This is a genomic window from Carbonatibacter coralli, from assembly GCF_039592655.1.
GTDB classification, from domain to species: domain Bacteria; phylum Pseudomonadota; class Alphaproteobacteria; order Kiloniellales; family Kiloniellaceae; genus Carbonatibacter; species Carbonatibacter coralli.
In genome coordinates this window covers 313,240-336,202 of sequence record NZ_JBBUTJ010000001.1, presented here as the reverse complement: position 1 = coordinate 336,202, position 22,963 = coordinate 313,240, and the positions used below count along the sequence as shown (strand labels likewise).

Sequence of the window (22,963 nt, the reverse complement as noted above, 5' to 3'; positions counted from 1 at the left end):
AGAAGATGTGTTTAACGCATGGAAAATGGCCGGTTTAATAAACCAGTTCATCGTCTCCCTTGGAATCTGCCAGAACAATTTCGCCTTTGTCGGCAAGGTCCTTGGCCATGGTCACCATGTACATTTGAGCCTCGTCAACATCCTTGAGGCGCACAGGCCCCATGGCCTGCATGTCCTCGTTCATGATCTTGGCCGCACGCTCGGACATGTTGCTGAAGAACAGTTCCCTGAGCGTATCGGAAGCCCCCTTGAGGGCAATGGCCAGCTTGTCCTTTTCTGCGGAACTGAGAAGTGTCTGAACACCACCCGGGTCCAGCTTGCCGAGATCCTCGAAGGTGAACATAAGCGCCTTGATCTTCTCGGCAGAATCCCTGTTGCGTTCCTCGAGGGAACTCATGAAGCGGGATTCAACCGTGCGATCAAGGAAGTTGAAGATATCGGCCATCATCTCGTGGGAATCACGGCGGGCGGTTCTTGCCAGGTTGGACATGAATTCGTTCCTGAGTGTTCTTTCGACATCATCGAGAACATCTTTCTGGACAGATTCCATGCGCAGCATACGCATGATGACTTCCATCGCAAAGGGTTCCGGCAGGAGGCCCAGAACGCGAGAGGCATGCTCGGGGCGGATCTTTGAAAGAATAACGGCCACGGTTTGCGGGTATTCGTTTTTCAGGTAGTTGGCCAGAACGCTCTCGTTCACGTTGGCCAGCTTCTCCCACATGGTCCGTCCGGCAGGACCACGGATTTCCTCCATGATGTTGTCGACGCGCTCCTTGTCCATAACCTTCAGGAGCAGGCGTTCGGTGTTGTCATAGTTACCGACCATTGTTCCTGTCGAGGAAACCTGATCGGCAAACTCGACCAGAAGGCGCTCGATCAGATCGGAACTGACTGTTCCAAGCTGGGCCATGGTCTGGGAGATTTCGCGGATTTCGTCATCATCCATCAGGGAGAACAGGGCCGCTGAATGGGCCTCACCCAGAGTCATAAGCAGCAGGGCGGCTTTTTCTGTTCCTGATATTGTTCTGTAGTCGTCGCGCATGGGATGAACCAGCCTTCCTGGATGACATGAAGGGTGTGACTTCTGTCGGGCGTTTAACCGTTTGTTGCACGATCCTGATGGAGCCACATTCTCAGAATCTGGACTGCTTCCTCAGGATTGTTGTCAACAATTTCACCGATTTTCTGAATGGATGAGGCACGAACCCTTCCGGAGACCTTGTTCATGTCGATCATCTGTTCGATCTCGTTGTTCATGGCATGGGCACTGCCGGTGATATCCGTTGAGGGGTCTGTCTGGGCTGCTGCCAGAACAGGGAGGTCCCCGGAATCATTTGTAAGTGCCGGCATGCCCGGAACCAGGGGGCTTGCACCCTGTGGTCCTGCAAGGGCCAGTTGCTGTCCATCCGGACCGTAGAGAAAGGAATTGACGTTTGGTGCGTCTTCGTCCTGTTTTTCGAAGTCTGTTTCGAAAATACGGTTGACCAGTGGGCGCACCACCAGCAGCAGGATGAGGATCGCAACAAGACCGAGAACAAAGAGTTCTGCAAAACGCATGATTTCATTGCGATCAAAGCCCAGAACGTCAGATTCAGGCAGCAGTTCCGGATCGACTTCGGCAAAGCGGAAATTGGCCAGTTCAACGGTATCACCACGCTCTGCATTGAAGCCGACAGCCGTCTGGACAATCGCCTGGAGCTTTTCCATCTCCTCCGGTGTACGTGTTGAATAAACGCGTTCGCCTTCCTCGCTGACGCTGACAGTGTCGTTGATCAGAACGGCCACGGAGAGCCTGTTGACAGTGCCTGATTCCTTGACCTGTGTGACAACAGTGCGGGAAATTTCGAAGTTGACGGTTTCCTCGGTGCGCTGGGAGTTGCTCTGACTGGAGGCTGCTCCGCCGCCAAGCTGTCCCAGTCCGGCATCGGGAAGATTGTTTTCAACGGAAATGTTGTCATTGCCATCGCTGTCCTGTTCGGATGCGACCTCTTCAACTGTCTGGGTCGAACGGACAACCTGACCATCGGGGTCATAGGTTTCGGAGTTCTCTGTGATGCGGTCGAAGTCCATGTCCACTGTGACCTGAACCCGGGCGTTGCCTCGTCCGACATAGCGTTCAAGAAGCTCTTCGACATTCTGCTGGAGGCGGGTCTGATAGGACAGACGGCGTTCCTGTGCGGAATTGGCAAGGGCAATGTCCTCGTCACCTTCCACACCGCGGGCGAGAAGATTGCCCTTGTCGTCAATGATGGACACCAGGCTTGGTTTCAGTCCGGGCACTGCCGCAGCAACCAGATGCTGGATCGCAAGGATCTGGGCCTTGTCCAGAACAAAGCTGCCCTGGGTTACAAGGACGATGGACGCGCTTGGCTCCTGCCTTTCACGGCTGAAAAGCTCCCGCTGCGGCAGGACGAGGTGAACGCGCGCAGACTTGACCCGGTTGATTGAGGAAATCGTACGGGACAGTTCGCCTTCCATCGCGCGGGTCTGGTTGATGTTCTGAACGAAGCTTGTGGTGCCCAGTGCATCCTGCTGATCAAACAGTTCATAGCCGATGGAACCACCACTCGGGAGGCCCTGCTCAGCCATCAGCAACCGCATGCGGCTGACCTCGCCACCGGGAACATAGATGCTGCTGCCATCAGGACCGAGGCGATAGGGGATCTGGCGGGTTTCAAGCTCGGTCACAATTTGACCACTGTCCTGAACAGTCAGATCGCCGTAGAGTAGCGACATCTCGGGCGTGGCAACCCTGCTCGTCAGATAGACAAAGAAGGACAGGGTCGCGATTGCGACAGCAGCCATAATGCCCAAACGGGCAGGGCCGAGTTTTTTGAGTGTTTCCAGAAATGGATTCACGAAGGTAACCCCTTGTTAACAATGGGAAAAGTGAGCCCGGAAAGTGATCAGCTTTCCGTGGGATCGGATGGCTCCTCTTCGCACAAGCTTCAGAGCTTTAATTTGTAAACTATTTCAGGGATTTAATATAGAAGTAAAGAGTTAACAACAGGTTAAGATAGGCAAAAATTGCCCATAAGTGGGAAAAAAATTCCTACATCGTTGGAATGAAATGGATTTTTGTCGATTATCTCTGGTGCTGGCTCTGGGAATGCTGTGGGCCGGAGGGGTGTCTGTCGCGGCTTCTGTACTGTTGCAATCTGGTTGTTCTCAATCCGGACAGGCCGTGATTGAGGATCAGTGTTTCCCACGACTGGAATTCCTCCTGGGAGAGCTGATAGCGCTCGCAGGCCTCTTCAAGGGACAGCAGGCCGGAGTGTACACCAAGCACCACCTCGGCCTTGCGTCTGATCACCCACCTCTTTGTTGAAGGCGGGGGAAGCTCGCTCAGGGACTTGGGTGTACTGATGTTCAGTGCTTTGGCAGCTTTTGCAGAAAGCCGGGCGGTCATTGAAGTACTCCTGCAGAATTACCGTCCTTTTCAGGAAATTATGACAAGAGGTTATTGAAAAACTATTAATTCCAAAGGCTTAAAAAATTTTAATAAAATTCTATCTATTGGTTTCTAAGTTCTTGAAATGAAAAAAGGCCGGACAAAATCCGGCCTTTCTGTTTTGGAGAGGGAACAGAAAATTATCGAATAATTCTGATCAGTTCGTCCAGCATTTCATCGGCTGTTGTGATCACCTTGGAACTCGCGGAATAGGCCCGCTGTGTGATGATCATGTTTGTGAATTCCTCGGCGAGGTCGATGTTGGAGGCTTCCAGGGAGGAAGCGGCAACCGTTCCCGTTCCGCCGATGCCGGGGTTGTTGATCAGGAAATCACCGGAGCCGATCGAACCACTGTAGGCATTGCCGGTCCGCCTTTCGAGGCCGTTCGGGTTGGGGAAGATTCCCAGAGCCAGCTGGTAGATATCAAGCTGCTGTCCATTGTCGAACAGCGCCTGAACGACACCTTCCTCACTGATATTGACGCCACGGAAGTTACCGAAGGCAATACCGTTCTGTTCAATTCTGGCAACCCGGAAATTACCGGCAAACTGTGTCAGGTTACCCGTTTGTCCCGGGGTGCCGACGTCCAGATTGATCAGGCTCGGGCTCGCGCCGATAGCTGCGTTCCAGGTGATGGCCAGAGGAGGGACGACAATTGTTCCGGGAAGACCGTTGGTAAAGGTGATGGATCGTGTGGAGCTGTCCACGGTACCACTCGGGCTGCCGTTCAATGTGGGGTTTTCAGCTTCAATGGCCCAGGCGTTTGGCCCTGTTTTCCTGAAATTCAGATTGATGTTGTGCGCGTTCCCCAGGTTGTCAAAAACCTGAATGGTTGCCGTCTCAATTGAAGGAAGCGTACCGCCTGTCTGTTGTGTCAGAGAGGTTGCATTGGCCGTGCCAATCTGACTGACGCCTGTTGCGGAACCTGTTGTGCCGAGATTGAAGGCCACGACCTGGTTGCTGGCACCGGTCGGGAAGGTGAACTCCGGATTGAGTGTCGGCAGTGCTGTTGGCAGACCGGATGCCGCGTCAAAGGTGATGGTGCCGGATGATGTGCCGCTGGCGATTGTACCACCTGCCGGAGCAGCAACAGATACCGTCCATTCGTTGGCGGTCGCTGTTTTGGTATAGGTTGTGACGATATCGTGTGTGTTTCCGAGATCGTCATAGATCTGCGTTGTGACGTTGTAGGTCGAGCTTGTTGCCGCCGTTCTGTCCAGGCTGACCTGTTGCTGGATGCCTGTAGAGGCTACAGGGGAGGTGCCTGTGGATGGCAGGTTCAGTCCCAGTTCAACGCTCGTTGTTGCCTGCGCTGTTCCGGACAGGTTGTTGATGTTGACTGTTTCCAGGCCCGCAAAGGTGCTGGCACTTGTGGGTGCTGGAGAACCTGTTGAGCTCAATGGATAGCCGCGCAGGAAGTATCCGGCTGTGTTGACCAGGTTGCCCTGGGCATCCGGACGGAACGAGCCGGCACGGGTGAAGAGGAACTCTGTGTCCACTCCGGTCGCGGGGCGATCACTGACCACGAAGAATCCGTTTCCGACAACAGCAAGATCTGTTGCCGAGGCGGTTCCCTGTAACTGTCCCTGGGTGTCAATGTTGCTCAGGGGGAAGGAGCGCACACCGCCCGGGTTGTAGAGATTGGGAATACCGGACTGTGCGACAACTGTCGAGAAGCGCGCCTGGGTTCCCTTGTAACCGGTTGTGTTCACATTGGCGATGTTGTCAGAGATAATGCCGATGGCGTTACTTTGGGCCGCAAGGCCCGAAACACCTGTAAAAAGTGCGCCATAGATACTCATTCTCTTTCTCCTCATCCTTTGTCAGCGTGCCTGTGTTCTCTTGCTGCTGACAATCCCTTGCGGGCTTTGGTGATAGGTCGTTGCTTCCCGGGCAATCCGGCTCGGGGGCGTCTGTATCAGTCTGTTATGCTGTTGGCTTCGGCAGAACAGCGCTGACGCTGTCTACCGGAACTTCCACTTCGCCGATCAGCAGGACGGCGCTGCCGTTGCTCATCTCGACACCGGTGACAGTCCCAACGACACCCTGTGCTGTGTTGAGCACCTTGTCGCTGGCATCCTTGGCAATGACTTCAAAGCTGAAGGTGCCGTCTGTCAGCAGGTTGCCGTTGTCGTCCTGGCCGTTCCAGGTCAGTTCGTGCAGGCCTGCGGCTGTCTCGCCCTCGATCTTGCGGACCAGCTTTCCGTCCTTGTCGCGAATTTCAATGACGGTACTGGCTGATTTCTCAAAGAGGCCGTAATTGATTTTTGCCTCGCCACCCTTCAGTTCGACGACAGAGCTGTCGGCGCGAACGGTTTGGCCGATATAGCCAATTGCGTCGTTCAGAACGTTTCTGTTCTGTCCTGCGATCAGTTGATCCAGTCGGGAGTTGGTCCCCAGGGCCTGTTCGGCCTGGGTGAACTGAACGAGCTGGTTGGTGTACTCGGTGTTGTCAACGGGATCCAGAGGATCCTGGTTCTGCATCTGCGTGGTCAGAAGCTGCAGGAAGGTGTCAAAGGTCGCACTGAGACTTTGCGCTCCGCCTGCGACAGTGTTCTGGTTGTTTCCTGTGATTGAACTCAGGCTTGTGTTTGTCGAAACATCCATTTTTCCGGTCCTTTGTCAGCAGGTTTAAATACTGATGTCCAGATCGCCGTCATGGCTTGGGCCACGGGCGCTGGCAACAGCTGTCTCTGTCAGGTCGTTCTCCTCGCCAAAGACTTCGGAGCCGTTGGCGGCGTTACCTGTTCCGCCATCCTGACCGCGATCTGCTGTTTGCTGGTTGTCCTGCTGGAGGCTGAAATTCAGGCTGCCGCCATCCGTTTTCAGGCCGCTTTCCTGCAGGGCTTTTTCAAGGGCTCTTGCATCGCGTTGCAGCAGGTCCAGTGTTTCCGGACGCTCTGCAACAACCAGTGCGCGGGTCAGTCCCTGATCATTGGTTTCAAGCTTGATCTCAACGCGCCCGAGTTCGAGAGGGTTGAGTTTCACTGTGATCCGGTCTGCACCGGCTTCAGCGCCTTTTTTGATGTTGACACTCACCTGGTCAGCGACAGTTACCCGTGTGGCGGGTTCCTGTTTGCCCAGAGGATTGGCCGTACCGGCTTTTGCATTGCCTGTTGCAGCCAGTGTGCTGGCGAAGCTTCCGGGGGCATTGGCTCCGGTCGTGGAGGCTGCGCCGGCATTACCGGCCTGCGCTGCAGCAACGTTCAGCTTGCCGTTGTTGTTCTGGCCTGAGTTGCTGTTGAATTGCTGGTTGTTGCCGGAGTTGAAGGCTCCCGTCTGCTGGATGGCCTGGCCCGTGTTTGCAGTTGCAGAAGCGCCTTTCCCGATGCTGTTCAGCGCCTGGGAGCTGCTTTGCTGCAGGGTGCGGCCTTCCCTGGCAGCAGATTCAGCGCTTGCCCGGGTGTCCTGTGTGGACTGGATCTGCTGGGTGAGGCTTTGATCAACAAGTCCGGTTGTCGACTGCTGAACCTGAACCTTGACAGCGGAGCTGCCATTGTTGACCTGGCTGTTCGGGTTCACAGTCTGCGTTTGCTGAGCAGATGTTTGCTGTGTTTCTGTCTGGTTGGCAGCCTTGGTCACGGGGCCGCTTTCAAGAGGACGCGTGCTGCGTGCTGCATCCTGGGATTGTGTTGCTGTTGTTGCTTCTGTGTCCGTGCTTCCCTGTTGCGCGTTGGCTACAGTGCCCTGTTCGACATTGTCAGAAGGAGTTTCGCGTGTCTCTGCTGCGGCCAGATCATCATTCTCGGCTTCAAGGGAGCGGTCTTCATCGCTTTGGCGACTGGCGTCGTCTGTTTCCCTGTTGTCTGTTTCACTCAGACCCTGATCCGGACGGCTGGCTTCGAAATCTTCAAGCAGGGAGTTGTCCAGATGGTCGCCGTTCAGGAAGTCACTCTGCGAATTGTCGGCGCCGGAAAAGTCAAAAAATCCTGCGCTGGTGTTCTGGAACTGCAGGGAGTTTGACTTGAAGGCCGCAGCCTTGAACTGTTCGCTCAGACTTTGGGTCGAGGAAATCTGCTGTGTCGGGTTCTGTTCCGAAGATGCACTTTTTTCCTTGTTCGCTTTGAGGACATCCGAAAAGGAAACCCTGGGCTGGACAGCACTGGCGGCTTCCTGTTTCAGGCGGTCCTGGTATGAGCGCGCTGATGCAAGGCCCTGAGTGATTTCGGAGGCAGGAAATTGAGTCTGTTGCATACCTCTTCTCCTTACATGTGGCTGTTTTTGTGAATGTGCATGCTGCCAAGCACACTGTTCTGTGAGGCAAAGGCGTTGATCTCTGCGTCCGGGAAGACGGCTGTCCAGGTTGTTCTCAGGCCCTTGATCGCTTCCAGGGCTTCCCTGGCCGAGCTTTCGCAATTGCTGACGTTGATGCGAATGTTGTTCGCCGCCATGCTCAGAGACGTGTTTTCAAAGGCCATATAGAGTGATGGTGTTGCAAAGGACATCAGAATGTCCTCGATTTCTTCCATCGTGGAGTTTGCCAGCTGTGTTGCCTTGAAGCGCTGTTCGATTTGTCCGTTGGCCAGGGCATCTTTCGCTTCTTCCTGTGCGGAAATTGCCTGATCGATTTTGATCAGCACCTGGCAGGCAATATCGTCCTGTTGGGGGGCAATTTCTGAGTTTGGAAATGCAAAAGTGTTCATTTTTCGTGTCCTTTGCTGCACGGGGCAGAGATGTTCGTTCTTGTTAAGCAAAGGTCGGGCCAAAAATTCATCGTTTTGTTATAAAAGAGATTTTTTCGATCTCTTACTGGGGCGCGGCTGTTTTTTCCGTGTTGTTTCTGCCTGTGCGGACTCATTTGCCGGGCTGGTCAGGTCCTGATGTTTTGAGCTGGTTTTCTGAATGGGAAGGCTGCCTGGAACCGGATGAGATCTCTGACAGGGTTATATTTATAAGGTGTTGCAAAGGCACTGCGTTACAGGGCGGACTCATTTTCCTACCAGGTGGGCAAATGAGTCGTTGTTTCGCTGTTTCTTTCCGATGGGAAAGTCGGAAGCAGGGAATGTGTTGTCTATTAGGGTGTTGTTTTGCAATGATTTTAAAGTTTGGCACAGTCTGTGCATTTCCTTTGGCAAATCGACGTGCGCCAGTTTTGGCAGGGGGCAGGAAGTTCCCTTCGTCGTGCGATACAGGAAAGGACAAGTATTATGCCTACAGTTACAACAAACACAGCCGCCAACTCGGCGCTCCGCTTTTTGAATGAAAACAATCTGGCGACAGGAGATTCCATTTCCAAGCTGGCCAGTGGTTCAAGAATTGTAAATGCGTCGGATGATGCTGCCGGTCTTGCAATCGGTACGCGCCTCCGTGCTGACAGTACCGTGCTGGCCCAGGCGGCAACAAACTCCGCACAGGGTGTTGCTGTTGTTCAGGTGGCTGACGGTGGTCTGGCGCGTATTTCCGATATTCTGCAACGTCTGAAAGCTCTGGCCGCTCAATCGCTTTCAGGTGTTCCAACCGATACAGAACGTGGTTTCATTAACGCGGAATACACGCAGCTGGTTAACGAGATCAGTGGCGTGGCGACAAGTACACGTTTCAATGGTGAGTCCCTTCTGGATGGAACCGGTGCCCAGTTCAGTTCTGCTGTTGCCTTCTTTGTGGGGGTTGATGTTTCCGACGTTATCACCGTGAACATCTCTTCTTTGAGTGCGACGGCAACCAACTTTACCGCGACCGAGCTCGGGGGAACAACACCGCTTGCGTCCACTGCGGTTTCGACAGCAGCAAGCGCTTCAGCGGCCTTTACAACGATCGACAACGCGATCAACGAGATTTCCGAAGCGCGGGCGAACGTCGGTTCCATTATTTCGCGTTTTGAGTTCAGGACACAGCAGATTGCGACGTCCCGTGAAAACGTTATTGCTGCGCAATCCACAATTCTCGACGTGGACATTGCTGCAGAGCAAAGCCGTCTGGCTTCTGCCCAGGTTCTTGTGCAGGCGTCTGTTGCGGCCTTGTCCCAGGCAAACCAGTTGCCTCAGAACCTTTTGAGATTGCTGCAGTAATTTCTGTTTTGCTTGTATCGCAAAAGAAAAAAAGAGCCTCATGTCAGAGGCTCTTTTTTTATGGAGTCTCCAATTGGGCTCTTGACTTTTTTTCGTTTTGTGAATTAATTGGATCAGGTGCCAAGAGTGGCCCCTACTGCAGGTAGGCAGTTACATACTCGCTTTGTTCGCGAGATCTCTTCAAGTAGAAGGAACCTTTAAATGCCGGTAATTAATACCAACGTGGCGGCGAACTCCGCTATTCGATTCCTCAACAATAGTTCTGCTGATGCTGCAAGTTCAGTTGCGAAACTGTCTTCCGGTTCACGTATTGTGCGTGCATCTGATGACGCTGCCGGTCTTGCGGTCAGTACCCAGCTTCAGGGTGACATCAACGTTCTGAAACAGGCTGGCACCAACGCTTCCCAGGCGGCTTCCATTCTGCAGATTGCGGATGGTGGTCTGGCACGTATTTCCGATACGCTCCAGCGTCTGAAAGTTCTGGCTGCCCAGTCTCTTTCCGGTGCGGTTACCAACACGGAGCGTGGCTTCATTGATGCGGAATTCCAGGCACTGGACGACGAGATCACCGAGATTGTTTCCCGGACAACTTTCAACGGTCAGTCCCTGATCAACCAGAACCTTGGCAACTTCTTTGTCGGTGTGGCATCAACTGATGTCATTACAGCAAACCTGTCCGGTTCTACAGTTGCTGCAACAGCAGGCGGTGTGTCCACAACGACATCTGCTACTGCTGCCCTGACTGCAATTGATGCCCAGTTGGCAAACGTTTCCAACCAGCGGGCGACTGCTGGTGCCCTGATTGCGCGTTTTGAAACACGTGGTCAGAACATTGCCACAACAATTGAAAACACCCAGGCTGCGAACTCTACCATTGCAGACGTGGATGTTGCCCAGGAGCAAACAGAACTGGTTGCTTCCAACGTTCGAATTCAGGCTGCGGTTTCTGCCCTGTCACAGGCAAACCAGTTACCTCAGCAGCTTTTGAGGGTTCTCCAGTAGAATCTGAAAGCTAATTTTGCCAGGACGGCAATTATCATCTTATTCCAGATAATTTCTTCAAGTAGAAGGAACAGAAAAAATGCCAGTTATCAATACAAACGTAGCAGCGAACTCTGCCATTCGTTTCCTCAACAACAACTCTGCCGATGCTGCAAGCTCTGTAGCGAAACTGTCTTCCGGTTCACGTATTGTGCGTGCATCTGATGACGCTGCCGGTCTTGCGGTCAGCACGCAGCTGACAGGTGACATCAACGTTCTGAAGCAGGCTGGTACCAACGCTTCCCAGGCGGCTTCCATTCTGCAGATTGCGGATGGTGGTCTGGCGCGTATTTCCGATACGCTCCAGCGTCTGAAAGTTCTGGCTGCCCAGTCCCTTTCCGGTGCGGTTACAGATACAGAGCGTGGCTTCATCAACGCGGAATATTCTGCTCTGAATACCGAGGTTGGCGAGATCGTTACCCGTACAACGTTCAATGGTCAGCAGCTGATCAATACCGATCTGGGTAACTTCTTTGTCGGTGTTGCGTCTGCTGATGTCATTCAGGCGGATCTGTCTACAGGTAACGCGTCCATTACCACAGGTGTTGGTTCTCCTGGTGGTGGTGTTGCGACTACAGGTGCAGCAACAACTGCTTTGACAAACGTAGACAACCAGCTGGGTTATGTTTCCACTCAACGTGCTGTTGTTGGTGCTCTGATCTCCCGTTTTGAAACACGTGGTCAGAACATTGCAACCACCATTGAGAACACCCAGGCTGCGAACTCTACCATTGCTGATGTGGATGTTGCCCAGGAGCAGACAGAACTGGTTGCTTCCAACGTGCGTATCCAGGCTGCGGTTTCTGCCCTGTCTCAGGCGAACCAGTTGCCTCAGCAGCTTCTGAGGGTTCTCCAGTAATCCTCGGGACTTCTAGAATTGCCAGGATGGCAATTGGCACTTAGTGAAAAATTTTTCTTCAAGTAGAAGGAACAAAAAAATGCCAGTTATCAATACAAACGTAGCAGCGAACTCTGCTATTCGTTTCTTGAACAACAGTTCGGCTGAAGCAGCAAGCTCTGTAGCGAAACTGTCTTCCGGTTCACGTATTGTGCGTGCATCTGATGACGCTGCCGGTCTTGCGGTCAGCACGCAGCTGACAGGTGACATCAACGTTCTGAAGCAGGCTGGTACCAATGCTTCCCAGGCGGCTTCCATTCTGCAGATTGCGGATGGTGGTCTGGCGCGTATTTCCGATACGCTCCAACGTCTGAAAGTTCTGGCTGCCCAGGCTCTTTCCGGAGCGGTTACCAATACGGAGCGTGGCTTCATCGATGCTGAATTTCAGGCACTGGACGACGAGATTACCGAGATTGTTGCTCGGACAACCTTCAACGGTCAGTCCCTGATCAACCAGGATCTTGGCAACTTCTTTGTTGGTGTGGCATCAACGGACGTTATTACAGCAAACCTGTCCTCAACAACGGTTGCGGCGACAGGCGGTGCTGTGAATAACACCACGGCTGCCACTTCAGCTCTGGCCTCTGTAGATACCCAGCTTGCCCGGGTATCCACTCAGCGGGCGACTGCTGGTGCTCTGATTGCGCGTTTTGAAACACGTGGTCAGAACATTGCAACCACCATTGAAAACACCCAGGCTGCGAACTCTACAATTGCAGATGTGGACGTTGCCCAGGAGCAGACAGAACTTGTTGCTTCCAACGTTCGTATCCAGGCTGCGGTATCTGCCTTGTCCCAGGCAAACCAGTTACCTCAGCAGCTTTTGAGGGTTCTCCAGTAACGGAGTAAGTCTGCCGGGGGCCTTTTCCGGGCTCCCGGTGGAATTTTTTCCATTCGTATGATAATGTTAAGGCAGTAAAAGGTTAGGAGGGTAAAATGGTCGACATTGTTCCAGGTGCCGCGCCTTTCCGTGCCGTTCAATCTTCTCCTCCGGTAGAAAGAACGGTGCAGGCAGTGCCGTCGGCAGTTGAAGCCCAGCAACAGAAGAGTGTTCCTGTTGCCAGTGAAGTTTCTCCGGCAGGTCAGGATAAATCCGAGGCTGTATCCAGGCCTGCGGCTAGCGTTTCTGACAGCTCCAATATTGTGACTTTCAGGGACGGGGAAACCGGCAGACTTGTGATCAAGCTCGTTGGAAGCAGGAATAACGAGGTTCTGGCCGAATTCCCGAGCCCGAATCAGTTGAGCCGCTATCCGACAGTTCGAGACAATCTTGAGGCAAAGCCTACGGTTGATGCTAAGGCGTGATTGGCACGTTGTTTGCTAGTAATCTGGCAAGCTTATCTCACAGGAGTTCATCATGGTTCAGGCTGGTACATTGACAACGCGCGCAGACGGCTCTGTCGCTCTGGTTGGTCAGTTTTCAGGATTGAATACCGAGGCGCTGGTTGAGGCGACAATTCTTGCCCAGCGGTTGCCGGCGGTTTCTCTTGAGAGGCAGATCAGTCAGGACAAGCTTGAAAGTACTGCGCTTGGCGAACTGAACACCATTCTGAACAATCTCCGCAACTCGGCAAACAAGCTGCGGAATGAACCGGGTTTCTCTGCTGCGCAGAACAATACCTTTCAGCAACGCAGCGCCTTTTTGACGTCCAGTACCAGCACGACAGCCTCGTCCGTATTGGGGTTGAGCGTTGATGCAGGCACTCCGACAGGTACTTACCAGATTGAGGTTTTGCAGACCGCAAAGGCCAACAAGCTTTCCAGTGGTGCTGTCGCCAATGCCTCCTCCGCACAGAACGTGACAGACACTCTGACAATCGGCCTGAGTGGTGGCACTACGGCAAATATTTCCATTACTCCGGATCTGACACTTGACCAGATTGCCTCTGCGATCAATGCAGAGCAGTCAAATACCAAGGTTCGGGCCTCGGTCCTGAAAATTTCAGATACGGAGTCACGCCTGATCCTGACCGCAGAAGAAACCGGCAAGGATATCCAGCTTTCCGGATCATCCGGTGAATTCCTGACCACCTTTGGTTCAGGTGGCTCACTGGAAACAGTTCAGACCGCTGACAAGGCACGCATTCGTGTTGACGGGATCTCAACTGTTATCGAGCGGGATTCAAACGATATCAACGACGTTATCAGCGGCGTTAAAATCCAGCTGTTTAAAGAGGACCCGGGCAATACGATCACTTTGGAAGTTGGTCAGAACCTTGGTGGTATCAGAACCGAGATTGAAAGTTTTGTTGCCTCCTACAATGCCTTGCGCGAGTTTTATGACGCGCAGCGGAACTTTGATCCGAATGACAGCAACGCGACCCAGCCAGCCCTTTATTCCAGTTCCATCCTCAGAGATGCGCTCTCTTCCGTGAGCGGTATTCTGGGAACGGGGCCGCAGGGGATTACAAGCGGAAATATTGCAACTCTCAGGGAAGTAGGTATCACGCTCAATCAGGAATCACGCCTTGTCATTGATTCTGCAGAGCTTGAAGATGCTCTGGTGAACAATCCGCAGCAGCTTGAAAATCTCTTTTCCTTTACGTTTGAATCAAGTGATCCGAACCTGCGCGTTCTGTCCAGAAGCCAGGCTGTTTTTCCGGATGATTTTGAAATCACCATTGATGGTGTGGACAGCAGTGGAAACATCACAGGTGCCAGTGTAACCGGCCTTGGAAACGTTTTTGACATTTCCGGAAAGGTTCTGACTGGCAAGGCGGGTACGGCCTTTGAAGGTTTGAGCCTGTTCTACGGTGGTGAAGACGGCTCGGGTTCCAACACGATCACGGTGCAGAATTCCGTCGGTGTTGCAGAGCAGTTTTTCAACACGCTTGAAGATTTTGTTGCCCCCGGCACAGGCAGGATTTCCGAACGGGTTCTGCAGATCGAGGAGGTCAATTCTGACCGGACTGATCAGATTGCTGCAATTGATGCCCGGCTGGCCCTGACGCGTCAGTTCCTGATTGACAGGTATGCGAGGCTTGAGCAGGCTCTGGCCCAGGCAGATGCAAGCCGTCGACAGCTGGAGGCTTTCGCAAACGCTTCCAATAACAACAACTGATTGTTCCCGAACAGAATTTCAACAAGATCTGATCGAACAATTATCTTCATGGTGTTGAATTATGTATCCTAATCCTTATGGCGCAAATGCATACAAGCAAGCTTCCCAGAATGTGAGCGCATTGAAAGCTGTGGTCATGCTCTATGACGGGATGATCCGGCTCGTCGGGGAAGCCAAGCGCGCGGATGCAGAAGGGCGTTTTGAAGATCGCTTCAAGTTGACGGAAAAGGCATCCCGGGTGTTGATCGGGCTGCAGGGTCAACTTGATTATGACAACGGTGGAGAGCTCTCTCCAAGATTGAATTCCTTTTATGATATGTTGTTTATGCGTATGATGCAGATTAACTCGCGCAATGCGCAGGTTGTTGCTGATGATGTGCTGGCGTCTCTCAAGGAAATGCGTTCTGCCTGGGAACAGGTTCGTCAGGAAGTCGACAGTCAGCCCGCTGCGACCAAATAAAAAGACAGAGCTGGTTTGGATAGTTAATGAATAAGCAGAAAACTCCGGGAAAAGACGATCTGCGTTCCAGGGAGATGTTATCTTTTCTCTTGCCAGGGAATGTAGGTCAAGCAGTTGAAATTGCAGAAAAAACAATGAAATTGGGCAAAAAACTCCCAGTTTCTTTTTTTGTTTTGGGCTATGCTGCCTTGATGGAAGGACAGCAGGAAAAGGCAGACGATCTCTTTGCAAAGATCAGGGTCAAAGCTGTCAGGGATCCCTATTGTGCCTATCAGATGGCTCTGTTCGACCAGAACAATGAAGCCTATGAGCGTGCGGAAAAGCTGTACAGGCGTGCCTCGGAACTCGAGGACGGTTTTTGGGAAGCAGAATACAATCTGGGCAATCTTTACCGTGATACCAAGCGCTATGACCTTGCGATGGATGCCTACAAGAGGGCGCTGAAGGGCAATCAGAACAATTCGGATATCCTCTTCAACGCGGGTATTACTGCCGAAGGCAGCATGCACTTTTCAGAAGCCGTTGATTTCTACCTGAAAGCATTGCCTCTGGATCAGGAAAAGGCTGAACTCTATTGCCGTCTTGGATGCGCCTATACCCTGGACGGGCAGCCCGAAGAGGCGGAAAGCTGCTGGAGCATCATAGAAGAGAGTTATCCCGACACTGCGATTTATTTTGTCACAAGAGCTGCCCTGGCCTTCAGAAAGGTTCAGGAAGAAAAAGGTTTCGCATATCTGATGGAGGCGATGGACAAGCATATTGTCCATCCGAGTGTCTATGCGATGCTGGCTGATTATTACAGCCGGAAAGACGACTTTGAAAAATCGCACGAGTATCTCCAACTGGGACTGGAAGAGTTTCCTGACAGTATTCCCCTGTGGGAAACAGTTCTGAAATATCACATCCACCAGGCCAATTACCGTCAGGCGCTGCAAATCGGGGAAGAGCTGAACGCTCTGGGGCTTGATTCCTTCTGGATGCAGTACAATCTGGCTCTGGCCCATTTCTTTGCAGGCGATGCTGAGGCTTCCAAGAATCTGTGGCAGGAGTTGCTCAAGGAACGCCCGAATCAGCCCGAGCTTATTACAGGTTTTCTTGGAATTCTTGCCTACAGCAGTGATTACTCGCCTGAGGAAATCTACAATGAGCACCTGCGTTTGGGAGAGGTCCTCTCCTGGGGTAAGGAACCTCTGGACATTGTGCCACCCGGAAAACGGAACAGGGACAAGCTCAGGATCGGATTTATTTCCGGGGACTTCAGAAATCACGCAGCTGCCAGGCACGTGTTTCCGTGGTTCCACAACCGCGACCGGGAAAGGTTTGAGTACTATGCCTATGCGCAGTGCCAAACCAAAGACTATGTCAGCAACATGTTTGAAAAGCTGAGTGACAAGTGGCAGGAAGTGACTTCTCTCAATGACATTGAGGTGGCAAAGCTGATTGCCGGTGACGAGATTGACATTCTGGTCGACCTGTCCGGTCACACGGCGCATAACAGGCTGGGCGTCTTCCCTTACAGGCCTGCTCCTGTCCAGATCTCGACGATCGGGGCCAATGTGACGACAGGTCTGCCTTCTGTGGATTATTTCTTTTCCTACAACGATGTTGTCGCAGAAACACAGAAGAAATATTTTATCGAAGAGGTCGAGAGCGTTCCCATCCACCACAGTGAGGTGGTTTCCGGCGGAGCGCTGTTCTCGAAGCAGGAATTTGTTGTCCCGCCGGAGCCGCCCCAGGTGGAAAACGGTTTTGTGACCTATGCCTGCTATTCCCGTGTCGAGAAAATTGAACCGCAGCTTATCGAGGTCATGATCGAGCTTCTGAAGCGGACTGACAATACAGTCCTGCGCCTGATGAACATGTCCTTCCGTGACAAGATCATTCTTGACAAGAATGTTGAATATTTCATGTCACAGGGTATTGAGCGGGAAAGGTTGAAATTTTATCCGGCCGTGCCGTTGGCGCACTATATGGGGTCCATGCAAACAGTTGATTTTGCTCTGTTGTCCTATCCCTTTACCGGCGGAACTGTCGCAGCTGACTTTGTGACAATGGGCGTGCCTTTTGTCACCCGGTACAGTGATTTGCCCCAGTCGCGTGACGGCTATGGTGTTCTGAAAATTTACGATCTGGAAGAGCAACTGGCGGTTCCAGACTATGACCGTTACCTTGAGGCGGCTTTGAAGTATGGTCAGGATGTCGATTTTCTTCGCAAATTCAGGGCCTTGATTAATTCTCTGCCCAGAGACAGCGATATGTTTACCCCGGCGATTGCAAAGGCGTTTGAGAAAATCTGGGTTGAGAAAGGCGGCAATCTGTCAGGATAACCCTGAAGCAGCCGGGTAGATGATGCCAAGAGAACCTCTGTATGTGACACGGCCTGCTTTACCGGATTATCAGGCCTTCTGCCAGTTGATGGAGGGGGTTTGGGAGCGCAGGTTCCTGACCAATTGCGGCCCCCTGCATGAAGAGCTGGAGCGTTCCGTTGCGGCTTATCTTCAGGTCGAACATGTCAGCCTGTTCAACAATGCAACGATAGCCCTGATGGCTGCGCTCAGAGCGCTGGATCTGGAAGGCGAGGTGATCACGACGCCCTTTACCTTTGCAGCGTCGGGCCAGGCACTTCTCTGGTGTGGCCTGGAACCGGTTTTTGTGGATGTTGATCCCGGAACAGGCAATCTGGATCCTGCCCTGATAGAGGAAGCTGTGACCAGCAGGACAAGCGCGATCCTCCCTGTACACTGTTATGGAATGCCGTGTGATATTCAGGCGACAGGGGACGTTGCGGCAAGGCATGGTTTGCGCCTTGTCTACGATGCGGCCCAGGCTTTCGGAACAACTGTGCAGGGGAGCAATCTTGCCCTTGCCGGCGATTTCTCTGTCTACAGCTTTCATGCGACGAAAGTCCTGAATACCTTTGAGGGAGGGCTGGTTGTTTCGCCTTCGGCAGAAGAGAAGAAGAAGATTGACCGGATCCGGAACTTTGGCCTCGGAACTGACGGGGAAATCCTGGAGCAGGGATTGAACGGGAAAATGAGTGAAGCCTCTGCCGCCATGGGACTTTTGCAACTTGAAACGCTTGAGGATGCGATAGCTCAAAGGACTGAGAGGGTACAGCGCTATCTTGATTGTCTTGAAGATTGTGAAGAGCTCGGAATTCTGAAGTTCCCTTCATCGGATGTTCGCTGGAATGCCGCCTATTTCCCGATCAGAATTACCGATCGTTCAAAACGCAGTCGTGAAGAGGTGATTGAGGCTTTCAGGCAGGAAAACATCTTTCCCAGACGGTATTTTTACCCCCTGCTTTCAAATTCCGGTGTTTTCAATGCGTCACGCAAGGCCGGTGGTTTACCGGTTGCCGACAGCCTGAGCCGGGAAATTCTCGCCCTGCCTCTTTATGATGATCTTGCTCTTGCCGATATCGAGAGCATTTGCTTTTTACTGAAAAAATTTACCTGTGGGCTCTGATCCTGGAAAGGCATTGAACAAGACGATGGACAGAATATTGGTTTTTCCGGGAGGACTTTCCGAGAGTCTGGAGTTCCTGAGGTATCACGTGACCCCGCAAAGCCTGATCGGAGCGTCTTCCATTGCGAATGATCCGGTGATGGAACGCTATGCAGACTGGAGTTTCATCCCGGACATGCACGACCGGCAGTTTGAAAAAGTGCTGGGTGAATTGATCCGGGAGAAATCCGTTGTGGGTATTTTTTGCCCGCACAATCTGGTGCATGAAAAGATCAGTGTTCTTATTGAACAAAACCGGCTTGATGTTGCCCTGATAAACAGGTGCCCGACGGATCAGGCCTACATGAAAATCGAGAACGTCAGGGATAACGCAGCACCTCTTTTTCAACTGGCACAGGACCTTTGCGGAGAGCAAGGCAGGGGAGTATTGCCCGATTTCGGCAAGATTGCGAGCTGGTTAAATTACAGTGACAGTATCTTTGGCCATTCTTCCTATGACAAACTTGCTGCCCTGCTTGCTGCCCTTGCCGACACGCCAAAGGGCGATGTTGTTGAAATTGGAAGTTACTGGGGAAAATCGGCGAGCTGGCTGGCCTTTGTTGCCGGACATTATGGGGTTGGTCCGCTTTTGTCTGTGGATCCGTGGGACAATGAGGCTGCTGTCCAGAAGGACTCACCTGACTTCCTCAAGGATATTATCAGGGACACTATGGCGAATGACGCCTTTGAGGGTTTTCTGATGTTTATGGGAATCATGCCTTCAGGCTCGGTGAATTACATTCGCTTGCCGTCCGACAAGGCGTTCTTCGAGTTTGAGAAGTCTGAAACAGTCTGTTCCGAAGCTTTCGGGGAAACCCCTTTCAGCAGAAGGATTTCACTGCTGCATATTGATGGAAACCATGATTATGAGGTGGTTTGCAGTGATCGGGATCTCTGGACACAAATGGTTGTGCCTGGCGGATGGATCGTGTTTGACGACTACGTCTGGGTTCATGGCGATGGCCCGCGCAGGGCAGGCGATGAATATCTGGAAGCCAATCGTGACAGGATTTCCAGAAGCTTTGTCTGTGGCAAGGCCCTGTTCGTTCAGCTCGCTTCCTGAATATTTCCGAAGCGGTGAGGAAGGTGGAGGTTTGTCCCGACGGTGTTCGGGAGGCCAGCAGGGCTGATCAGTGTACGGGATGGCGTACGTTGTAGTCATCCGAATTGAAAATGTTCTGCCAGGCGATCTGTCGTTCCGTATCAATAAAGACCGGCGCGCGCATGTTGACTGATTTCCTTGGGCCTGCAGGAGTTTGCCGGATTGTGGTAACCAGCATTACGGCAAGGTTCTCGGGCTTTATCTCGTGCTTCTGGATGACCTGTGCCAGGTCTTCAGGGCGCAGAACCTCTGTTTCATACAGATAGGGCTTCAGAATAAAGGTCAGGGTTTCTTCGGTGATGCACTGAAGAAGCATGTACCCCTCCAGAGCCGGGTGAGCAGGAACAGTCAGGGCAAATTCTTTGTGTTCGGAAAATCCAACCATGCCCATAGGCATTTTGATAGCATTCGAGCGATCAATTTCCATAACACCGAAACGGGTGTTGAGAGTAATAATGTTGTCGGATGCTTGTTCTGCAGTGGACATTGAATTTTCTAACCTTAAAGCGACCTGTGTCATAGCTGCACCATAATGGCCTTCATCTTCACATTAGGCAAACAAGATTAACAGTTCGTAACGATCCAGCCGAAATCTTATTAACGGATGAAATCGAGCAGGGTCAATGATGTAACGCGCTGCAGACTGATATAAGAGGCCTGAAGCTGCACCTGGTCGAAACTCAGTCGGCTTGTTGCTGCAGCGATATCAACATCCTCGATTGTGGAAATGGCGTTGGATATATAGGTTCCGAAGTCTTTGTGGTTTTTCTCGGTCCTGTCGATAATATCCAGCTGTGCGCCAACGGTGCTTCGGAGATCCGACAAGCCGTCCAGAGATGACTGGATCAGGGAAAAGGATTGTGTCAGGACACTCTTGTCCTGGTTCGCGCCTGCGTATTCCATATAGGAAATGGCCCGAAGCAGTTGCTCGAATGCAGGTTCATTGGCCGCAATGCCGTATTGAAGTTCGGTGCTTTCGTCAATCCGGATGGACAGCTGGGAAGAATCTGCCTGAAAATAGTCCGTGTCGGCAGTAAAGGTGCCCGGCAGGCCTGCCTGGGGGGTGTAGGCAGGGTCTGTAACGTCGACAGGCAGTGTATCTGTCTGATTGCCACTGAAAAGGTAGCGTCCTTCCTGCTGGCCGTTGAGCAGAGCGACGACCTCGGCCTGATAGCTTTTCGCGACAGAATCAAAACCGACTTCTGCAAGGTTGTTGCCGTTCAGGGCACTCTGGATCTGTCCGAGAAGCTGAGTGGCCAGATCGGTCAGGCTTTCCAGACGGGAATCAACGGTTTGCAGGCGGGTCCGTGTCACAGTGATGTTTTGTGCATACTGCTCGGTCAGGCGCCGGTCTTCCTCAAAGAGGGAAACTTCGAGAGCCCTGCTGGCAATGCCGGAATATTCCTGTGTGACCTTGCCGCTCGAGACCTGAATCGCCGTGCGGTTCACCTCGTTTTGGGTCTGTGCAATATTGTTCTGCAGGGTCTGGTTCTGAGCGTAGGTTGCAATGCGGATAAAAGTCATGACCTATACTCCTTAGGATGCGATACGCAGCAGTTCATCAAGCATTTCCCTGGTGGTCTCGATCACCCGGGCTGCTGCGTTGTATGAGTTTTGGAAAATCACCATGTTGGAAAGTTCTTCATCCAGATTGACACCGATTTGAGAGCGGAAGCGGTTCTCGATATCGTTGGTCAGGGTTCTCTGAAAATCCAGGGCGCTGCTCGTTGAAGCCGTTGTTGTGGCCTGCTGGGACAGCATGACGCTGGCATAGCCGGAAAAGTTGCTTGTGACCTGGCCTGGACCGTTGGCAATGGCATCAAAGGTCTGGTTCTGATCAAAAACGGCAGCCAGTTGCAGGGCAATCTTGTTGTCACCAACGCCCAGTGAATAGTTCGGGTTGGTGCCTGTGGCGCGACCTCTGGAAATGTTGGAGGGATCACCTTTGAGATCCGATCTGATGACAAAGTTTTCCGCCAGACCGATTTCCGATCCCTGGTTCTGCGCGCTTGGCAGGTTTGTTGTCAGATCGGTTGATTCGAACAGGTTGTTGAAGCCGAAGAAGTTTGAAAAACCCGAATAACTCTCGTTGATGCTGTCTCCGTCGGCATCAAAGCTGATGCCTGCATCGTTGTTGTTCGCAGCTGGTCCCTGATCCACAAAGGCCAGTCGAAGGCCGCTGTTCAGGCGAATATCAATTTCGTTGTCCGAATTGAAGACGGCGTTTCCGTTTGCACCCAGATAGGTGTTGATCTGGTTTCTGAGGGAATCTGCAGTGTAGGCACCGGCTGTAATGGTACCGGGTGTTCCGACGACATTGCCATTTGCATCAAAGAGGACAAGATCCACATTGTCATTGAGGGTAATGGGGGCTGCTGTGTTCGGGAAGCGGCGGCTGCTGCTCTGGACCGGATCATCAGCGAGGGTTGACCCCTTGCCCAGTGGTGTGTTTGATCCCCGGTTGTGTGCCTGATTGACAGCCAGCAGCATGTCATGTGCCAGTTGGTCAAGCTGCCGACCAACGGAAGGCAGGGAGACATCCCGCAACTCGATCAGGGACGACAGCTGACCGTCGGAAATGCGGGTTGTGATGTCCTTGCTTGCTCCGTTCAGACTCACGGTGATGCCTGAAAGCTGGGCAGGGTAGGCACTCAATGAGTTGACGAGAGGCGTTTCCTGGAAGGACAGAACGCCGGGAATATTGTTGACCACGAGGTTGTCACCGGCTGTGGTGCTGACATTGATCTGTCCGGTGGAGGTCTCGAAATACTGGATGTCCATATAGCCGGCAAGCTTGTCAATTGCGGCATCGCGCTGATCCCGCAGTCCGGAGGTGTCCTGGTTCTGGGCCAGAAGACCCGGAATTTGCTGGTTGATCTCTCCGATGATTGCGAGTTGCTCATTGATATCGGCCACGAGCAGTCCGATTTGCTGATCGGCCCGCTTGCGTTCATCCTGGACTGTCTGGGCCATGTTGCGGATGCGTGATGCAACCTCGTCGGCTGCGCTGACAGTGTTGAACTGGTTTGCAGAGACTTCCGGGCTTGTTGTCAGACTCTCAATGCTCTCACGCAACCTGGTGATCAGGTCCCCCAGAGCATTCTTGTTGGCAACAGATCCGTAGAGTGTTTCGATACGACTTTGATATTCCAGGGTGGTTTCAAGCTTTTTCTGGCGGGAAACTTCTGCGCGGTAGTCTTCCTGCAACAGGGCATCAACATCCCGTCTGACGTCGGCGAGGGAAACACCGTTGTTGATACCGGCAGAAATTTCTGACTGAAAGACAGCCTGACGGCGAACATAGGTGGGGTCATTGACGCCAGCAAGGTTGTTGGACGTCAAAGCCAGAGCACTTTGCGAAGCGCGCAATCCGGAGAGCGCGATGTTCATGGCAACAGTGATAGACATGACTTACACCTGTTTGTTCTGTTT

Annotated in this window: 20 protein-coding genes; 10 read left to right on the top strand and 10 right to left on the bottom strand. The window is 52.5% G+C overall.

All coding sequences use genetic code 11. From position 1 onward, the window contains the following. Nucleotides 1–34: 34 nt before the first annotated feature. The 7 genes from fliG to AAAH10_RS01400 all read right to left on the bottom strand — a co-directional run bounded on the left by fliG (nucleotide 35) and on the right by AAAH10_RS01400 (nucleotide 8,097). The gene (fliG, locus tag AAAH10_RS01430) at nucleotides 35–1,045 is read right to left on the bottom strand and encodes a flagellar motor switch protein FliG (protein WP_343559830.1); all 1,011 of its coding nucleotides are present in this window, start codon (nucleotides 1,043–1,045) and stop codon (nucleotides 35–37) included. Nucleotides 1,046–1,098: 53 nt separating this feature from the next. Further along, nucleotides 1,099–2,862: a flagellar basal-body MS-ring/collar protein FliF gene (gene fliF, locus AAAH10_RS01425; RefSeq protein ID WP_343559828.1), complete on the bottom strand. Its 1,764-nt coding sequence runs from the start codon at nucleotides 2,860–2,862 to the stop codon at nucleotides 1,099–1,101. Nucleotides 2,863–3,088: 226 nt separating this feature from the next. Next, nucleotides 3,089–3,412: a CtrA inhibitor SciP gene (gene sciP, locus AAAH10_RS01420; RefSeq protein ID WP_343559826.1), complete on the bottom strand. Its 324-nt coding sequence runs from the start codon at nucleotides 3,410–3,412 to the stop codon at nucleotides 3,089–3,091. Between the two features lie 182 nt (nucleotides 3,413–3,594). Then, nucleotides 3,595–5,256 carry a flagellar hook protein FlgE gene (locus AAAH10_RS01415; protein ID WP_343559824.1) on the bottom strand — a complete coding sequence of 554 codons (1,662 nt, stop codon included), beginning with the start codon at nucleotides 5,254–5,256 and terminating at the stop codon, nucleotides 3,595–3,597. 124 nt (nucleotides 5,257–5,380) lie between these two features. Continuing rightward, on the bottom strand, nucleotides 5,381–6,061 hold the full coding sequence (locus AAAH10_RS01410; protein WP_343559822.1) for a flagellar hook assembly protein FlgD: 681 nt from the start codon (nucleotides 6,059–6,061) through the stop codon (nucleotides 5,381–5,383). Between the two features lie 24 nt (nucleotides 6,062–6,085). Then, nucleotides 6,086–7,648 (bottom strand): flagellar hook-length control protein FliK, encoded by a 1,563-nt coding sequence (locus AAAH10_RS01405; RefSeq protein ID WP_343559820.1) that lies wholly within the window; start codon nucleotides 7,646–7,648, stop codon nucleotides 6,086–6,088. Nucleotides 7,649–7,659: 11 nt separating this feature from the next. Then, entirely contained in the window at nucleotides 7,660–8,097 is a 438-nt protein-coding gene (locus tag AAAH10_RS01400; protein ID WP_343559817.1) for a hypothetical protein, read from the bottom strand. Nucleotides 8,098–8,601: 504 nt separating this feature from the next. Between AAAH10_RS01400 and AAAH10_RS01395 the strand changes: the two genes are divergently transcribed. The 10 genes from AAAH10_RS01395 (at nucleotide 8,602) to AAAH10_RS01350 (ending at nucleotide 19,492) form a co-directional block, all read left to right on the top strand. Next, nucleotides 8,602–9,462 carry a flagellin N-terminal helical domain-containing protein gene (locus tag AAAH10_RS01395; protein WP_343559814.1) on the top strand — a complete coding sequence of 287 codons (861 nt, stop codon included), beginning with the start codon at nucleotides 8,602–8,604 and terminating at the stop codon, nucleotides 9,460–9,462. Between the two features lie 201 nt (nucleotides 9,463–9,663). Next, on the top strand, nucleotides 9,664–10,464 hold the full coding sequence (locus AAAH10_RS01390; RefSeq protein ID WP_343559812.1) for a flagellin: 801 nt from the start codon (nucleotides 9,664–9,666) through the stop codon (nucleotides 10,462–10,464). A 79-nt stretch (nucleotides 10,465–10,543) separates the two neighbouring features. Beyond that, nucleotides 10,544–11,362 carry a flagellin gene (locus AAAH10_RS01385; RefSeq protein ID WP_343559810.1) on the top strand — a complete coding sequence of 273 codons (819 nt, stop codon included), beginning with the start codon at nucleotides 10,544–10,546 and terminating at the stop codon, nucleotides 11,360–11,362. A 79-nt stretch (nucleotides 11,363–11,441) separates the two neighbouring features. After that, nucleotides 11,442–12,242, top strand: coding sequence for a flagellin (locus tag AAAH10_RS01380; RefSeq protein ID WP_343559808.1), 801 nt, complete (start codon nucleotides 11,442–11,444; stop codon nucleotides 12,240–12,242). Nucleotides 12,243–12,337: 95 nt separating this feature from the next. Then, entirely contained in the window at nucleotides 12,338–12,706 is a 369-nt protein-coding gene (locus tag AAAH10_RS01375; protein WP_343559806.1) for a hypothetical protein, read from the top strand. Nucleotides 12,707–12,758: 52 nt separating this feature from the next. Further along, a complete protein-coding gene (gene fliD / locus AAAH10_RS01370; protein ID WP_343559804.1) occupies nucleotides 12,759–14,462 on the top strand; it encodes a flagellar filament capping protein FliD in 1,704 nt (567 codons plus the stop codon). Nucleotides 14,463–14,523: 61 nt separating this feature from the next. After that, on the top strand, nucleotides 14,524–14,922 hold the full coding sequence (fliS, locus tag AAAH10_RS01365; RefSeq protein ID WP_343559802.1) for a flagellar export chaperone FliS: 399 nt from the start codon (nucleotides 14,524–14,526) through the stop codon (nucleotides 14,920–14,922). Between the two features lie 191 nt (nucleotides 14,923–15,113). Beyond that, nucleotides 15,114–17,249 carry an O-linked N-acetylglucosamine transferase, SPINDLY family protein gene (locus AAAH10_RS01360; protein WP_343559800.1) on the top strand — a complete coding sequence of 712 codons (2,136 nt, stop codon included), beginning with the start codon at nucleotides 15,114–15,116 and terminating at the stop codon, nucleotides 17,247–17,249. A 22-nt stretch (nucleotides 17,250–17,271) separates the two neighbouring features. Then, the gene (locus AAAH10_RS01355) at nucleotides 17,272–18,390 is read left to right on the top strand and encodes a DegT/DnrJ/EryC1/StrS family aminotransferase (RefSeq protein WP_343559798.1); all 1,119 of its coding nucleotides are present in this window, start codon (nucleotides 17,272–17,274) and stop codon (nucleotides 18,388–18,390) included. Between the two features lie 25 nt (nucleotides 18,391–18,415). Then, on the top strand, nucleotides 18,416–19,492 hold the full coding sequence (locus AAAH10_RS01350) for a class I SAM-dependent methyltransferase (protein WP_343559797.1): 1,077 nt from the start codon (nucleotides 18,416–18,418) through the stop codon (nucleotides 19,490–19,492). Between the two features lie 67 nt (nucleotides 19,493–19,559). On the opposite strand, the gene fliW is transcribed toward AAAH10_RS01350, so the two are convergent. The 3 genes from fliW to flgK form a co-directional block, all read right to left on the bottom strand. After that, nucleotides 19,560–20,018 (bottom strand): flagellar assembly protein FliW, encoded by a 459-nt coding sequence (gene fliW, locus AAAH10_RS01345; RefSeq protein ID WP_343559796.1) that lies wholly within the window; start codon nucleotides 20,016–20,018, stop codon nucleotides 19,560–19,562. 110 nt (nucleotides 20,019–20,128) lie between these two features. Then, nucleotides 20,129–21,055 (bottom strand): flagellin, encoded by a 927-nt coding sequence (locus AAAH10_RS01340; RefSeq protein WP_343559794.1) that lies wholly within the window; start codon nucleotides 21,053–21,055, stop codon nucleotides 20,129–20,131. Nucleotides 21,056–21,067: 12 nt separating this feature from the next. Next, entirely contained in the window at nucleotides 21,068–22,939 is a 1,872-nt protein-coding gene (gene flgK / locus AAAH10_RS01335) for a flagellar hook-associated protein FlgK (protein WP_343559792.1), read from the bottom strand. Between the last annotated feature and the right edge of the window lie 24 nt (nucleotides 22,940–22,963).

What these genes read in the sequence shown, in the direction of transcription:
- fliG (WP_343559830.1), bottom strand. Translation starts at nt 1,045, where the DNA reads ATGCGCGACGACTACAGAACAATATCAGGAACAGAAAAAGCCGCCCTG.
- sciP (WP_343559826.1), bottom strand. Translation starts at nt 3,412, where the DNA reads ATGACCGCCCGGCTTTCTGCAAAAGCTGCCAAAGCACTGAACATCAGT.
- AAAH10_RS01415 (WP_343559824.1), bottom strand. Translation starts at nt 5,256, where the DNA reads ATGAGTATCTATGGCGCACTTTTTACAGGTGTTTCGGGCCTTGCGGCC.
- AAAH10_RS01410 (WP_343559822.1), bottom strand. Translation starts at nt 6,061, where the DNA reads ATGGATGTTTCGACAAACACAAGCCTGAGTTCAATCACAGGAAACAAC.
- AAAH10_RS01405 (WP_343559820.1), bottom strand. Translation starts at nt 7,648, where the DNA reads ATGCAACAGACTCAATTTCCTGCCTCCGAAATCACTCAGGGCCTTGCA.
- AAAH10_RS01400 (WP_343559817.1), bottom strand. Translation starts at nt 8,097, where the DNA reads ATGAACACTTTTGCATTTCCAAACTCAGAAATTGCCCCCCAACAGGAC.
- AAAH10_RS01395 (WP_343559814.1), top strand. Translation starts at nt 8,602, where the DNA reads ATGCCTACAGTTACAACAAACACAGCCGCCAACTCGGCGCTCCGCTTT.
- AAAH10_RS01390 (WP_343559812.1), top strand. Translation starts at nt 9,664, where the DNA reads ATGCCGGTAATTAATACCAACGTGGCGGCGAACTCCGCTATTCGATTC.
- AAAH10_RS01385 (WP_343559810.1), top strand. Translation starts at nt 10,544, where the DNA reads ATGCCAGTTATCAATACAAACGTAGCAGCGAACTCTGCCATTCGTTTC.
- AAAH10_RS01380 (WP_343559808.1), top strand. Translation starts at nt 11,442, where the DNA reads ATGCCAGTTATCAATACAAACGTAGCAGCGAACTCTGCTATTCGTTTC.
- AAAH10_RS01375 (WP_343559806.1), top strand. Translation starts at nt 12,338, where the DNA reads ATGGTCGACATTGTTCCAGGTGCCGCGCCTTTCCGTGCCGTTCAATCT.
- fliD (WP_343559804.1), top strand. Translation starts at nt 12,759, where the DNA reads ATGGTTCAGGCTGGTACATTGACAACGCGCGCAGACGGCTCTGTCGCT.
- fliS (WP_343559802.1), top strand. Translation starts at nt 14,524, where the DNA reads ATGTATCCTAATCCTTATGGCGCAAATGCATACAAGCAAGCTTCCCAG.
- AAAH10_RS01360 (WP_343559800.1), top strand. Translation starts at nt 15,114, where the DNA reads ATGGAAGGACAGCAGGAAAAGGCAGACGATCTCTTTGCAAAGATCAGG.
- AAAH10_RS01355 (WP_343559798.1), top strand. Translation starts at nt 17,272, where the DNA reads ATGCCAAGAGAACCTCTGTATGTGACACGGCCTGCTTTACCGGATTAT.
- AAAH10_RS01350 (WP_343559797.1), top strand. Translation starts at nt 18,416, where the DNA reads ATGGACAGAATATTGGTTTTTCCGGGAGGACTTTCCGAGAGTCTGGAG.
- fliW (WP_343559796.1), bottom strand. Translation starts at nt 20,018, where the DNA reads ATGTCCACTGCAGAACAAGCATCCGACAACATTATTACTCTCAACACC.
- AAAH10_RS01340 (WP_343559794.1), bottom strand. Translation starts at nt 21,055, where the DNA reads ATGACTTTTATCCGCATTGCAACCTACGCTCAGAACCAGACCCTGCAG.
- flgK (WP_343559792.1), bottom strand. Translation starts at nt 22,939, where the DNA reads ATGTCTATCACTGTTGCCATGAACATCGCGCTCTCCGGATTGCGCGCT.